Raw genomic sequence first — 14,324 nt, forward strand, 5'->3', positions numbered from 1 at the left:
GGGACGCCGAGTCCCCTCTTCCGCGTTCTTCTGCGCTGTTCGCATGGATAACCAGAGGCTCGAAGAACGAAGCAAATTGTTCCAACCATGCACTGTGCGCCTCAGTGGAGAGGCGCGGGAGGTGTGAAGTGCGATGTCCGCAGCGACAACGGACCAGTCAACTGCCGAAGTGACAATCAACGGGACCGTCCGCGAGTTCGACGGCCCACCCCATACGAATGCGCTGGACTTCCTGCGCGGTCAGGGGCTGACCGGAGCGAAGGAAGGCTGCGCCGAAGGCGAATGCGGGGCCTGCGCGATCATGGTCGCCCGCCCCGATGAATCCGGCGGAACCCGCTGGACCTCGGTGAACTCCTGCCTGCTGCCGGCAGCAGCCCTCGACGGGGGAGAGGTCGTGACCTCCGAAGGTCTGGCCGACGGAGACACCGTCCACCCCGTCCAGGAAGAGATGGCCGTGCGCGGCGGATCCCAATGCGGATACTGCACCCCCGGCTTCATCTCCTCGATGGCCGCCGAATACTACCGGCCCGACCGCTGCGAGGACGGCTTCGACCTCCACTCCCTGTCGGGCAACCTGTGCCGCTGCACCGGCTACCGCCCCATCCGCGATGCCGCGAATGCGCTGGGACAGCCCGCCGCCGACGATGCGCTGGCCGCCCGCCGTGACCGCCCGGCCCCGTCGGTTCGAGCCACCGACTACCAGCGAGCCGACACCGCCACCGGGAAGATCGGACGCTACCGTCGTCCCGCCACCCTCGCCGAGGTGACCTCCATCCTCAGCCAGGATCCCGAGGCCACCGTCGTGGCCGGGGCCACCGACTGGGGCGTCGAGGTCAACATCAAGGGAGCACGCGGTAAGAACATCCTCGCCGTCGACCGGATCGAGGAGATGCGCGGAATCCGCCGCACCGAATCGTTCGTCGAACTCGGCGCCTCCCACACCCTGTCCGAACTCGAACGTGAGCTCGCTGGAGACATTCCGCTGCTGGGCAAGCTGTTCCCACAGTTCGCCTCCCGCCTCATCCGCAACGGGGCGACCATCGGCGGCAACCTCGGCACCGGTTCGCCCATCGGCGACACACCGCCGGCTCTGTTGGCCCTCGAAGCCGAACTCGTGCTCACCTCGGTGCGCGGGGCGCGAACCGTGGCACTGGCCGACTATTTCACCGGATATCGGCAGACGGTGCGGGAGTCCGATGAACTCATCACCGCCATCCGCATCCCGCTGCCGCTGTCCCCGCTGACGTCGTTCCAGAAGATCGCCAAGCGCCGTTTCGACGACATCTCCTCGGTGGCGATCGGCTACGCCGTCGACATCCAGGACGGATTGATCGCCAAGGCTCGGATCGGCCTCGGCGGAGTCGCGGCCACCCCGCTGCGCGCCACCGCCACTGAAGCCCTCCTCGAAGGCCGGCCTTGGACAGTGGAGACCGTGCACCAGGCGGCCGAGACCCTCGCCGCCGAAGGCACCCCGATGGACGACCACCGGGCGAGTGCGAAGTACCGGACCGCGATGCTGCGGTCCTCCCTCGAACGCTTCTACGCCGAGCAGCTCGGCCACCCGGCCGTGACCAGCAAGGAGGTCCAGTGATGAGCCAGCTCTCCCAGCGCCCCGCCGACCCGGTCGTCGGCGAACGCCACCACCATGAAAGCGCCTTCGGTCACGTCACCGGTACCGCGCTCTACACCGATGACCTCGTCGGACGCCTCACCGGGGTCCTCCACGCCTTCCCCGTGCAGTCGACGACCGCGCACGGCCGCCTCGGCGCCATCGATATCGAACCCGCCTATGCGGTGCCCGGAGTCGTCAAGGTCATCACCGCCGCCGATATCCCCGGCGTCAACGATCAGGGCGTCAAACACGATGAGCCGATGCTGCCGGTCGACGAGATCATGTTCTTCGGCCAGCCCCTGGCCTGGGTGCTCGCCGAGGATCTCGAAGCCGCGAAGGAAGGCGCGGCGGCCGTCACCGCCGAGGTCGAGGAACTGCCGTCACTGGTGACCGTGCGCGATGCCATCGCCGCCGACAGCTACCACGGCAAGCCCCTGTCGATCGACAAGGGCGAGGTCGACTCCGCGTTCGCCGATGCCGCTCATGTCTTCGAAGGCGAATTCGAGTTCGCCGGTCAGGAGCACTTCTACCTCGAGACGCAGGCCTGCCTGGCGCATGTGGACGAGAACGAACAGGTCTTCATCCAGTCCTCGACCCAGCATCCCACCGAGACTCAGGACATCGTCTCCCATGTCCTCGGAGTTCCCGCCCACGAGGTGACCGTGCAGTGCCTGCGCATGGGCGGCGGCTTCGGCGGCAAGGAGATGCAGCCTCATGGCTACGCAGCCCTGGCCGCGCTCGGTGCGAAGCTCACCGGCAGGCCGGTACGGCTGCGTCTCGACCGCACCCGAGATATCACCATGACCGGCAAGCGGCATGGTTTCCACTCGTCGTGGAAGATCGGATTCACCGAGGAGGGGAAGATCCTCGCCCTCGATGCGACGCTGACCGCGGACGGCGGGTGGAGCCTCGACCTCTCCGAGCCGGTGCTCACCCGCGCCATGTGCCATATCGACAACGCCTACTGGGTGCCCAACATCCGGGTCACAGGCCGCATCGCCAAATGCAACAAGACCTCGCAGACGGCGTTCCGCGGATTCGGCGGCCCACAGGGCATGCTCGTCATGGAAGACATCATCGGCCGTGTCGCCCCGCAGCTGGGGCTCAGCGCCCGCGAGCTGCGCCGCCGGAACTTCTACGCGCAAGGTCAGGACACCCCCTACTATCAGCCAGTGCGTCATCCCGAGCGGATCGGGGCGTGCTGGGACCAGCTCATCTCCCAATCCGATCTGGAAGCCCGCGAGGCTGAGATCGAGGCATTCAACTCGGGCAGCGAGCACATCAAACGCGGTCTGGCGATCACCCCGGTGAAGTTCGGGATCTCGTTCAACCTCACCGCATTCAACCAGGGCGGGGCGCTCGTGCTCGTGTACAAGGACGGTTCCGTCCTCGTCACCCACGGCGGCACCGAAATGGGGCAGGGGCTGCATCAGAAGATGCTGCAGGTCGCGGCCACCACCCTCGGCGTGCCGCTGTCGACTGTGCGTCTGGCGCCGACGCGCACGGACAAGGTGCCCAACACCTCGGCGACGGCGGCGAGCTCCGGATCCGACCTCAACGGCGGAGCGGTGAAGAACGCCTGCGACCAGATCCTCGATCGGCTGCGGCAGGTGGCCGCGGGCATCCTCGGAGCACCCGCCCATGAGGTGGAGATCTCGCGGGGAATCGTATCCGCGCTGTCCTCACCGAAGACGGTGACCTGGGAAGAGCTCATCAACACCGCGTACTTCCAGCGCATCCAGCTCTCAGCCTCAGGTTTCTACCGCACCGAGGGACTGCACTGGAACCTCTCGCAGATGCGCGGCGAACCGTTCAAGTACTTCGCCTACGGGGCCGCAGTGTCCGAAGTCGAAGTCAACCGCTTCGACGGCTCCTACACCCTGCGCCGCGTCGACATCGTCCACGACGTGGGAGACTCCCTGTCACCGCTGCTCGACCTCGGACAGATCGAGGGCGGCTTCATCCAGGGCGCCGGCTGGCTGACCCTGGAGGACCTGCGCTGGGACGAATCGGACAAGCCGAGCCGCGGCCGCCTGGCCACTCAGGCAGCGAGCACATACAAGATTCCGAGCTTCTCCGAAGTCCCCGAGATCTTCAACGTCACCTTCCTCGACAAAGCACATGAAGAAGGAGCCGTGTACGGGTCGAAGGCCGTGGGCGAACCCCCGCTCATGCTCGCCTTCTCCGTCCGCGAAGCCCTGCGCGAGGCCGTCGGTGCCTTCGGGCGACCCGGCCACAGCGTCGACCTCGCGTCCCCGGCCACACCGGAAGCGGTGTTCTGGGCGATCGAAGAAGCCCGCGGGCAGGACTCGGGGGCGGCCGCCTCGGCGAGGGAAGGACAACGAGTTCCGTCATGACCTGGATGGACACCGCAGCCGAGCTTCGCGCAGCTCGGGTGCCGGCTGTCCTCGTCACTCTCGCCGCGGTGCGCGGGCATGCCCCGCGCGAGGCGGGAGCGAAGATGATCGCCACCGCCGATGACCTGTTCGGGACCATCGGCGGGGGCAATCTCGAGATGACGGCCCTCACCCGTGCCCGGGAGCTGCTCTCCGAGGGGCAGACGGCTCCGGAGATGCTCACCCTGCGGCTCAACGACAAGGCTCCGGCCAAATACGGTCGCCAATGCTGCGGCGGAGAGGTCACCATGCTCTTCGAACCCCTGCCCGTGCCCGCATCGGTGGCGATCTTCGGGATCGGCAACATCGGACTCGAGCTCACCCGGATCCTCGCCCGCCACGATCTCGACCTGACTGTGTCCGATTCACGGCCGGAACAGCTCGAGGCCCTCGATGAGTTGGAGGAGCCGGTGGCGCGGATCCGCCGCGAATTCGCTGTCGTCGGGGAAGAGGTGATCACGGAGCTGCCGGCCGGAGCACACGTGGTCATCATGACCCATGACCATGCCGAGGACCTGCACTTGTGCTCTGCGGCGCTGACCCGCGGCGACCTCGGATCGGTCGGGCTCATCGGCTCGAACGCGAAATGGCAGCGCTTCCGCAAGAACCTCGCCTCCGAAGGCTTCGCGCCCGAGGCCATCGACACCATCCGGTGCCCCATCGGACTGCCCGACCTGCCCGGCAAAGCACCCGCGACGATCGCCGTGAGCGTCGCCGCGGACCTGCTCGGCCGCATGGCTTGACTCTTCACCACCACTGACTTTCACCACCACTGACTCAAGGAGAACCACTGTGGTCATCTACCGTGCCCGCGTCTTCGATACGCCGGACAACCCATTCACTGGCGGCCGGCTGCGTTCGGCGGCCGATGTCGCCCTCGTCGTCGACGACGGGCTCATCACCTCCCGCACCGATTTCGACTCCGCCCGGGCGGCCCACCCTGACGCCGAGGTCGTCGACCTCCGCGACGGTGTGCTCATCCCCGGACTCATCGACACGCACGTCCATCTGCCGCAGGTCAGGGCCATCGGCCATCTCGGGCGGCCGCTGCTCGACTGGCTCGACCAGTGCGCCCTGCCCGAGGAGGCGAAGCTTGGGGACCCCGCCTACGCGAAGGCGGTGGCCGGTGAATTCCTTACGGGACTGATCTCGGCGGGGACCACCTCGGCGATGGTCTTCGGTTCGCACTTCGCGGGCGCCATGGACACCTTCTTCGCCGCAGCTTCAGCGTCGGGGCTGCGGATCACCTCCGGGCTGGTGACGAGCGACCGGAACCTGCCCGATGCGCTGCTCACCGACGTGGAGCGTTCGACCGAGGAGAGCCAAGCGCTCATCGACCGGTGGCACGGAAAGGGACGACTGCGCTACGCGGTGACCCCTCGATTCTCGTTCTCTGCGGGACCGGAGCTGCTGGCTGCCGGCGGCCGCCTCGTGGAGGAGAACCCGGGCATCTGGGTGACCTCGCACCTGAACGAGAACGTCGATGAGATCTCCGGGGTCGCGCAGATCCACCCGGAGGCTCGTGATTATCTCGATACGTACGACCGGGCAGGACTCGTCGGCCGGCGCACCGTGCTCGCGCACAACGTCCACCCGCAGGATCGGGAACTGGCGCGGATGGCCGAAGCCGGGTCGGTGGTCGCGCACTGCCCGACCTCGAACTCGGCTCTGGCCAGCGGCTTCTTCCCGCTGCGCCGGCACATCGAGGCCGGCGTCCGGGTGGCCCTGGGCACCGACGTCGGGGCAGGCACGGGCTTCAGCCTGCTCAAGGAGGGCGTGCAGTCGTACTTCATGCAGCAGCTCGACCCGGCCGGGGGAGTGGCCTTGACCTCCGCGCATCTGCTGCACCTGGCGACCTCTGCCGGGGCCGAAGCGCTCGAACTCGATGAGGTCGGGGTGCTGAGTCCGGGCAAGCGCTTCGACGCCGTGCTCATCCGCCCGGCCGAGGGCCAGCCCTTGGACGTCGGCATCCGCCACGCCGCCGACGACGGCGACGCCTTGGCGAAGATCTTCGCCATGGGCACCCCGGGCGACATCGCGGACGTCTGGGTCGGCGGCGTCTCCCTCCACCCCTAATTGCTACCTGACGGCGGCCCAGCAACCTCGCGCGAGGTTGCTGGGCCGCCGTCAGGTAGTTCTGGGGAAAGGTCTTGACGGGAGCTCCACGGGCGACTTATGCTGATTTCACGGAATGGAAACATACTTCCACAATACGGAAAACAGCGGCAACTCAAAGGAGAGCTCCATGTCCCAGAACTTCACCTCACCTGGCAGCTACGTCCTCAACTGCTCGACCCTGCTCACCGAACTGCCCGTTCTCGAGCGCGCCCAGGCCGCGAAGGACGCCGGTTTCGACGACGTCGAATTCTGGTGGCCCTTCGACGGGAACCCGAGCCCATCCTCGGCGGAGGTCGATGAGTTCATCGCCTCCCTCGAATCCGCAGGCGTCGCCCTCAAGGGCCTGAACTTCTGGGCCGGAAACATGGCAGCCGGCGATCGCGGAATGGTCTCGATCATCGGCGCCGAAGAGGACTTCGCGAAGAACGTCGACATCGTCGTCGACATCGGCCGCCGCACCGGCTGCCGCGCCTTCAACGCGCTCTACGGTCTGCGCACCGACGGACAGGGCCCGGCCGCTCAGGACGCCACCGCCGCCGCCAACCTGGCGCTGGCCGCCGGCAAGGTCGCCGAAATCGGCGGATCCGTCCTCGTCGAACCCGTCTCCGGAGCCGAGGCCTACCCGCTCAAGCGCTACGCCGACGCCGCCGAGGTGGTCTCCCAGGTCCGAGCCGACGGACCCGAGAACATCGCCGTGCTCGCCGACTTCTACCACATGCACGTCAACGGCGACGACGTCGCGGTCGTCATCGAAGCCGAAGCCGCGAACTTCGGCCACATCCAGATCGCCGACGCCGACGGCCGCGGGGCACCGGGAACCGGGTCGCTGCCGCTGCGCCAGTGGATCGACCGCGCCTACGAGCTCGGCTACACCGGAGCCGTGGCGCTCGAATACAAACAGGACCGCGCCACCGCCTTCGACTGGCTCGACCGCGCCGCCCAGACCGCCTGAACATCACCACCGACGACTCGAAGGAAACCCCCACCATGTCCAAGACCATCGCTTTCATCGGACTCGGCATCATGGGCCTGCCCATGGCCAAGAACCTCGTCAACGCCGGATTCGACGTCCGCGGCTTCAACCGCACCCCGGCCAAGGCCGACGCCCTCGCCGAGGCGGGAGGCAGTGCCGCCGCCACCATCGCCGAGGCGGTGGACGGGGCCGACGTCATCATCACCATGGTTCCCGACTCACCCGACGTCGAAGCCGTGCTCACCGGCGACGACGGAATCCTCGCCCACGCGTCCGCCGGGGCCACCTGGATCGACTTCTCCACCATCCGCCCCGATGTCGCGAAGGACCTGGCCGAACAGGCCAAGGCCGCCGGCCTCAAACCGCTCGATGCCCCCGTCTCCGGAGGGGAGCCAGGAGCCATCGACGGTGTCCTCTCCGTCATGATCGGCGGCGACCAGGCCGACTTCGACGCCGTATCCGATGTCTTCGACGCCGTCGGGAAGACCATCGTCCTCGTCGGCCCCTCGGGAGCCGGCCAGACCGTCAAGGCCGCGAACCAGCTCATGGTCGCCGGCAATATCGGACTCCTCGCCGAAGCCGTTGTCTTCCTCGAAGCCTATGGAGTCGAAACGGGTGCGGCGCTGCAGGTCCTCGGCGGCGGGCTGGCCGGATCCAAGGTGCTCGATCAGAAGGGGCAGAAGATGCTCGACCGCTCCTTCGACCCCGGATTCCGGCTCGAACTCCACCACAAGGACATGGGCATCGTCACTGCCGCCGCCCGTGAGGCAGGAGTGGCGATCCCGCTCGGCGCCACGGTCGCCCAGCTCGTCGCCGCAACCGTGCAGCAGGGCAACGGAGGACTCGACCACTCGGGTCTCTTCACCGTCATCGAAGCCCTCTCCGGCAAGAACGAGAACTGAACGACCGCCTCGGCGAGGCCACACCAGCCGGGCGGGGTCGTCGGCCCAACGACACCGACGGTCCCGCCCAACCATGAACCGAGCCGGCGACAGCGTCGTCGCCGGCTCACGAACAAAGGACGAACAATGACACGCATGCGCGCAGTCGACGCCGTTGTGCTCATCCTCGAGAAGGAAGGCGCCACCGAGACCTTCGGGCTGCCGGGGGCGGCGATCAACCCGCTCTACTCGGCGATGAAGGCCCACGGCGGAATCCGCCACACCCTTGCCCGGCACGTCGAGGGGGCCTCGCACATGGCCGACGGATACACCCGGTCGGCACCGGGCAATATCGGAGTCTGCCTGGGCACCTCGGGTCCGGCAGGCACCGACATGATCACCGGACTCTACGCCGCGGCTGCAGACTCCCAGCCGATCCTGTGCATCACCGGCCAGGCACCCGTCGCCGTGCTCGACAAGGAGGACTTCCAGGCCGTCGACATCGCCTCGATCGCGAAGCCCGTGACGAAGATGGCCAAGACGGTGCTCGAAGCCGGACAAGTGCCCGGCGTCTTCCAGACCGCGTTCCAGCTCATGCGCTCTGCCCGTCCCGGCCCCGTGCTCATCGACCTGCCCATCGACGTGCAGCAGACCGAGATCGAATTCGACATCGACACCTACGAACCGCTGACCCCGGCCAAGCCCGCGGCCACCGCGGCGCAGGCGGAGAAGATCCTCGACCTCATCGCCGAGGCGGAGCACCCGATCATCATCGCCGGCGGTGGAATCATCAACGCCGACGCCGCCGCCAGGCTCGTCGAATTCGCCGAACTCACCTCCATCCCGGTGTCACCGACCCTCATGGGCTGGGGTGCGATCCCCGATGACCACCCGTTGGCCGCGGGCATGGTCGGAATCCAGACGCACGTGCGCTACGGCAATGCGTCCTTCCTCGAATCCGATCTCGTCATCGGCATCGGCAACCGCTGGGCCAATCGCCACACCGGGAATCTGGACGTGTACCGCAAGGGTCGGAAATTCGTCCATATCGACATCGAACCCACCCAGATCGGACGCGTCTTCGCCCCCGACTACGGGGTCGCCTCCGACGCCGGAGCCGCCCTCGACGCACTGCTGGCTGCCGCACGCTCTCGGTCGGGCGGGCTGCCGGACTTCACCGGTTGGGCCGGCGAATGCACGGCACGGAAGTCGACCGAGCACCGGAAGACGAACTTCACCGAGGTGCCGATCAAACCCCAGCGTGTCTATCAGGAGATGAACCAGGCCTTCGGCCGCGACGTCACCTACGTCTCGACGATCGGGCTCAGCCAGATCGCCGGCGCCCAGATGCTGCACGTCTACCGACCTCGGCACTGGATCAACGCGGGACAGGCCGGGCCCCTGGGCTGGACCGGACCGGCCGCGCTCGGTGTGGCCAAGGGCAAGCCCGGCGAGACCGTCGTGGCGCTGTCGGGCGACTACGACTTCCAGTTCATGATCGAAGAGCTCGCCGTCGGTGCGCAGCACCAGATCCCCTATGTCCACGTCGTCGTCAACAACTCCTACCTCGGTCTCATCCGCCAGTCCCAGCGCGGATTCGAGATGGACTACGAGGTGTCGCTGGCATTCGAGAACATCAACACCGCCGGTTCCGCATCGTCCGGTTACGGAGTCGACCATGTGGCCGTCGCCCAGGGGCTCGGGTGCAAGGCGCTGCGGGTCGAGGACCCCGAACTCATCGGCGAAGGCCTGCGCGTGGCCAAGGAGCTCATGGACGAACACCAGGTGCCCGTGGTCGTCGAGGTCATCCTCGAGCGCGTCACGAACATCTCGATGGGAACCGCCCTCGATCAGATCAACGAGTTCGAGACGCTCGCCCAGACCCCGGCCGACGCTCCGACGGCGCTGAGCCCGATGGGCGAACTGGCCGCAGCGAAATAGGCAAGGCCGAACCCGCCGGAGGGCTGGGCCGAACCGCCCGAGCCGAGTAGGCTAGAACGGTATACCGAAACTGAATCCACCGGCCCCCAGGGGCGGGCGACCGAGGAGGAACATGAGCAACGACGCCGACTTCGACCTGATCATCCATGCCGAGAAGGCTCTGCTGCCCGAGGGCATCGAACCGGTGACGATCGGGGTCAGGGACGGGAAGATCGCCGAGATCGCCCGCGGTGGACAGGATCTGGGCACGGCCGCCTCGGCGGAGGTGAAAGTCATCGAGATCGCGGATGATCAGGTGCTGCTGCCCGGTCTCGTCGACTCCCACGTCCACGTCAACGATCCCGGTCGCGCCGAATGGGAGGGCTTCGCCAGCGCCACCCGCGCGGCCGCGGCCGGGGGAGTGACGACGATCGTCGACATGCCGCTGAACTCGCTGCCACCGACGGTCGACGTCGCAGCCCTGGAGACGAAACGGGCGGTCGCCGAGCCCAAGGCCTTCGTCGACGTCGGCTTCTGGGGCGGGGCGATCCCCGGCAACACCGCGGATCTGCGCCCCCTGCATGAGGCCGGCGTCTACGGGTTCAAATGCTTCCTCGAGGACTCCGGCGTCGAGGAGTTCCCGCCGCTGGAACCGGCGGAGATGACGGCGGACATGGCCGAGATCGCCTCCTTCGACGGAATGCTCATCGTCCATGCCGAGGATCACGAGGTGATGACCTCGGCACCGAAGAACTCGGGTCCGAGGTTCGCTGACTTCCTCGCCACGCGCCCCCGCGAGGCCGAGAACGTCGCGATCGCTCGCGTCATCGACGCTGCTCGGGAGACCGGTGCCCGGGCGCACATCCTGCACCTGTCCTCGGCGGATGCGCTCGATCAGATCGCTGCGGCCAAGGCTGAAGGGGTCAAGCTCACCGTCGAGACCTGCCCGCACTACCTCGTCTTCACTGCCGAGGAGATCCCGGACGGGGCGACCACGCACAAGTGCTGCCCGCCGATCCGCGAGGAATCGAACCGGGAGGCGCTGTGGCAGGGCCTCATCGACGGCACGATCGACTGCATCGTCTCCGACCATTCGCCCTCGACGGCCGAGCTGAAGCTGCTCGACACGGGCGACTTCGGTGCGGCGTGGGGTGGGATCTCGTCGCTGCAGCTGGGACTCTCGCTCGTGTGGACCGAAGCCGCGAAGCGCGGAATCGAGCTCGCCGAGGTGGTCCGCTGGATGTCCGCGGCACCGGCGGCCGTGGCTCGGGTCGAAGGCAAGGGTTCGATCGCCGAAGGCAATGACGCGGACTTCGCCGTCTTCGCCCCCGACGACGAGTGGACCGTGCGGGCGACGGAGCTCTGGCATCGCAACCAGATCAGCGCGTACGACACCCGCACCGTCCGCGGTCGGGTCACGCAGACGGTGCTGCGTGGGGCCCCGGTCGACTTCGAGACCCCGGGAGGCCGCCTCCTCAAAGCCCGCTGATTTACTACCTGACGGCGGCCGTGCCACCTCGCGCGAGGTGGCACGGCCGCCGTCAGGTAGTTGTGGGGAGAAGTTATCCACAGATTGCTCTCGGTTATTGTCTTTTGAAGGTCAAAAGTGCAGTTTGGTGTCATGTACTTAAGTATGACGACGCAGAAGCTCTATCGGCTCGGGTTCACCAAAGACGAGATTCGGCGCGGGGAGAAGTGCTGCCTCGAACGCGTAGCGCGAGGACGATATGTGGCCATCGGCTCCTGCACGGACGCGCGACATGAGCCGATCTGGTCGGCACTGAGTGAAGAGGACTTCGAGGAGTTCGGCCACCACGGCGACATGCGTGATGAGATCGAGCGTCTTCGCGTACTCATCCGGACTCGTGCTGAGAAGATCCACACCGCTTCTGGACGGTGGCGAGTGACGAAGGGGCGTGAGGTCTTCTCGCATCTGTCGGCGGCGCTCATCCACGGCCTCCCGATCGCCTATCCGGCCGAGTCCAGGGTGGAGGTGCTGCGTCCCAACATCAGCCGCAAGTACAAGCACCTCTATGTCCGGGACAGAGAGGTTCCGTCACCACATCGCCAGATGGTCGGCATCTATGCGGTGACGACGATGGAACGGACGCTCATCGACGTCGCCCGCGACTACGGACCCGATATGTCGGTGCCGATGCTCGACGAGGTGATCCGCCGACGCCGCACCGCGCGATTCCGCATCGAGGCGGTGCTGGCCGAATGCCCCGAACTACGCGGGGACGCGGCGGTGCTGCGCGCCCTCGACCTCACTGATGGCAGGCGCGAAGCCCCGTCGGAGTCGATCGCAGCAGTGCGCTTCTTCGAACACGGAATCATCGGCTTCGAACCACAAGTCGAATTCTTCGACCACTCCGGAGGCGTTGTCGCCCGAGTCGACTTCTGCAATCACGATGCCCGTCTGATCATCGAGATCGACGGCATGGAGAAGTACACGATGAATGGACGTTCGCCGGAAGAGAGCATCGCCGCGGAGAAGGCGCGTCAGGCCGCACTCGAAGCCAGGGGGTACACGATCATCCGGCTCACATACGGCGATCTCTTCCGCGCGGCTCCGTTCGAGCGGATCCTCGGAGAGCTCGCCACCCGTCTGCGCACGAACTGAGTGCCCGGAAACGCTCCCAGACGCAGGTGGCGGCGGCGGTGCCACCTCGCGCGAGGTGGCACCGCCGCCGCCAGGTAGTAATTAGGGGGGGTCAGGCGTTGAGCTCTTCGCGGAGGCGGGCCACGTGGCCGCGGGCGTCGACGTTGTACTCGGCGTGGGTGAGCGTGCCGTCGGCGCCGATGACGAAGGTCGAGCGCTGGGTGCCCTGGAACGTGTGCTCGCCGACCGTCTTCTGTCCATAGCTGCCGTAGGCCTTCGCCACCGCAGCACCCGGGTCGGAGAGCAGCGAGAAGGTCAGCCCCTCCTCGGCGGCGAACTCCTTGAGCGATTCGGTGTCATCGGGGGAGACCCCGAGGACCTCGAAGCCGGCGGCCGCCAGCGCCGAGAGGTTGTCCCGGAAGTCGCAGGCCTCCGTTGTGCACCCCGGCGATGCGGCCTTCGGGTAGAAGTAGAGGATGACGCTGCGGCCGGCATAGTCGGCCTTCGACACCGTCCGCCCGTCGGCGTCGGTGAGCGTGAAGTCGGGAGCGATATCTCCGACGGTGAGCTGAGTCTGAGTGGTCGTGGTCATGGTGCGTCCTTTCGTCGTTGAAATGGTGCGTCCGGCGGCGCGCTGAGTGCGCACGCCTGCGCGGCCGTGTCCTCGATGAGCGCTTCGGCGCGCTCGGACAGGGTGGTGAGGTCCGCCGGTCCCGGTGCGATCGACAGCGCCGCCGTGATCCCGGCTTCCCGACATTCCGCGGCGGTCAGACCGACCCGACCAGCGATGACGATCACCCTCGCCGAGGCGGGGGCATGGTCCCGCACGGCCGCGACGACCTTCCCGCCCAGGGATTGGGAATCGAAGGACCCCTCTCCGGTGAGTACGAAATCGGCGTCGGCCAGAGCCTCGGACAGTCCCACGGCATCGGCGACCATCGTCGATCCGGGCACCACCTCGGCGCCGAGCAGCGTCGTCAGCGCCAGCGGAATCCCGCCGGCAGCCCCGAATCCCGGAGTCGCCGCCAGGTCTTTCGCCTCGGCAGAGGTGCCGGTGAGCACCTCCGCCAGGTGAGCGAGTCCGGAATCGAGCACGGCCACCGAGTCCGCGTCCGCCCCTTTCTGCGGACCGAAGACCGCAGCGGCCCCACGGGGCCCGGTGAGCGGATTGTCGACGTCGACGGCGATGCGCCACCGCACGGCCGTCGCCCTCTGGTCCAGCCCCGAGGTGTCGACCGCAGCGATCGCGGCCAGGCCGCCTCCGCCCGGCGCGACCGGCTGACCTGCGGCATCGGTGAAACGGGCGCCGAGGGCGGCCAGTATTCCGGTCCCGCCGTCCGTGCTCGCCGAGCCGCCGATGCACAGCAGGATCTCCTCGACGCCGAGGTCGAGCGCCGCGGTCGCGATGAGCCCGACACCATAGGTGTCGGCGCGTTCGGGCCGCAGCTCCACGTCCGAGACCTGCGGCAGGCCATTGGCTTGGGCCGCCTCGATGACCGCGGTCTTTCCGTCGGGGGAGAGGCCGAAGTCCGCCGAGGCGGTCCTGCCCAGGGCATCGACCGTGTCGACGGTGCGCGGCCGGGTTCCCCAGACGGCGAGCAGGGCGTCGAGCGTGCCCTCCCCGCCGTCGGCGAAGGGCAGTTCGGTGACTCGTGCGCTGGGGAAGACTGCTCGAGCTCCGCGGGCCATGGCGGCTGCGGCGGCCGGAGCGGAGGCCGAACCCTTGAATGAGTCAGGGGCGCAGACGATTGACGGGGTCTGATCTGTCGTTGTCAGGCTCATGCACTCATTCAACCTCATCGTCGATGGCCGGGTGTGCGGC

At 67.4% G+C, this 14,324-nt stretch carries 11 protein-coding genes; 9 read left to right on the top strand and 2 right to left on the bottom strand.

Annotation, left to right across the window (positions count from 1 at the left end; translation table 11 throughout):
• Positions 1 to 133 precede the first annotated feature (133 nt).
• From KTJ89_RS05165 to KTJ89_RS05205, 9 genes are all read left to right on the top strand, one after another.
• On the top strand, positions 134 to 1,591 hold the full coding sequence (locus KTJ89_RS05165) for a xanthine dehydrogenase small subunit (protein WP_259356985.1): 1,458 nt from the start codon (positions 134 to 136) through the stop codon (positions 1,589 to 1,591).
• Positions 1,591 to 3,969 carry a xanthine dehydrogenase molybdopterin binding subunit gene (gene xdhB, locus KTJ89_RS05170; RefSeq protein WP_259356986.1) on the top strand — a complete coding sequence of 793 codons (2,379 nt, stop codon included), beginning with the start codon at positions 1,591 to 1,593 and terminating at the stop codon, positions 3,967 to 3,969. Before KTJ89_RS05165 ends, xdhB begins: the two co-directional genes overlap by 1 nt.
• Positions 3,966 to 4,751, top strand: coding sequence for a xanthine dehydrogenase accessory protein XdhC (gene xdhC / locus KTJ89_RS05175; protein ID WP_172174173.1), 786 nt, complete (start codon positions 3,966 to 3,968; stop codon positions 4,749 to 4,751). Before xdhB ends, xdhC begins: the two co-directional genes overlap by 4 nt.
• Positions 4,752 to 4,800: 49 nt before the next feature.
• Positions 4,801 to 6,084, top strand: coding sequence for a guanine deaminase (gene guaD, locus KTJ89_RS05180; protein ID WP_259356987.1), 1,284 nt, complete (start codon positions 4,801 to 4,803; stop codon positions 6,082 to 6,084).
• Between the two features lie 169 nt (positions 6,085 to 6,253).
• On the top strand, positions 6,254 to 7,078 hold the full coding sequence (locus tag KTJ89_RS05185) for a hydroxypyruvate isomerase family protein (RefSeq protein WP_259356988.1): 825 nt from the start codon (positions 6,254 to 6,256) through the stop codon (positions 7,076 to 7,078).
• Between the two features lie 35 nt (positions 7,079 to 7,113).
• On the top strand, positions 7,114 to 8,001 hold the full coding sequence (locus KTJ89_RS05190; RefSeq protein ID WP_139469302.1) for a 2-hydroxy-3-oxopropionate reductase: 888 nt from the start codon (positions 7,114 to 7,116) through the stop codon (positions 7,999 to 8,001).
• Between the two features lie 126 nt (positions 8,002 to 8,127).
• On the top strand, positions 8,128 to 9,921 hold the full coding sequence (gcl, locus tag KTJ89_RS05195; RefSeq protein WP_259356989.1) for a glyoxylate carboligase: 1,794 nt from the start codon (positions 8,128 to 8,130) through the stop codon (positions 9,919 to 9,921).
• Positions 9,922 to 10,033: 112 nt separating this feature from the next.
• On the top strand, positions 10,034 to 11,389 hold the full coding sequence (gene allB / locus KTJ89_RS05200; RefSeq protein WP_259356990.1) for an allantoinase AllB: 1,356 nt from the start codon (positions 10,034 to 10,036) through the stop codon (positions 11,387 to 11,389).
• Positions 11,390 to 11,533: 144 nt separating this feature from the next.
• On the top strand, positions 11,534 to 12,523 hold the full coding sequence (locus tag KTJ89_RS05205; RefSeq protein ID WP_259356991.1) for a DUF559 domain-containing protein: 990 nt from the start codon (positions 11,534 to 11,536) through the stop codon (positions 12,521 to 12,523).
• Between the two features lie 91 nt (positions 12,524 to 12,614).
• Here the strand turns inward: KTJ89_RS05205 and bcp are convergent, their stop codons facing one another.
• Together bcp and KTJ89_RS05215 are read right to left on the bottom strand one after the other, a co-directional pair.
• On the bottom strand, positions 12,615 to 13,094 hold the full coding sequence (gene bcp, locus KTJ89_RS05210; RefSeq protein ID WP_259356992.1) for a thioredoxin-dependent thiol peroxidase: 480 nt from the start codon (positions 13,092 to 13,094) through the stop codon (positions 12,615 to 12,617).
• Positions 13,091 to 14,284 carry a glycerate kinase gene (locus tag KTJ89_RS05215; protein WP_259356993.1) on the bottom strand — a complete coding sequence of 398 codons (1,194 nt, stop codon included), beginning with the start codon at positions 14,282 to 14,284 and terminating at the stop codon, positions 13,091 to 13,093. The genes bcp and KTJ89_RS05215 overlap by 4 nt, the downstream gene beginning before the upstream one ends.
• Between the last annotated feature and the right edge of the window lie 40 nt (positions 14,285 to 14,324).

The sequence above is a fragment of the Brevibacterium sediminis genome, from assembly GCF_024895295.1.
Taxonomy (GTDB): Bacteria; Actinomycetota; Actinomycetes; order Actinomycetales; family Brevibacteriaceae; genus Brevibacterium; species Brevibacterium sediminis.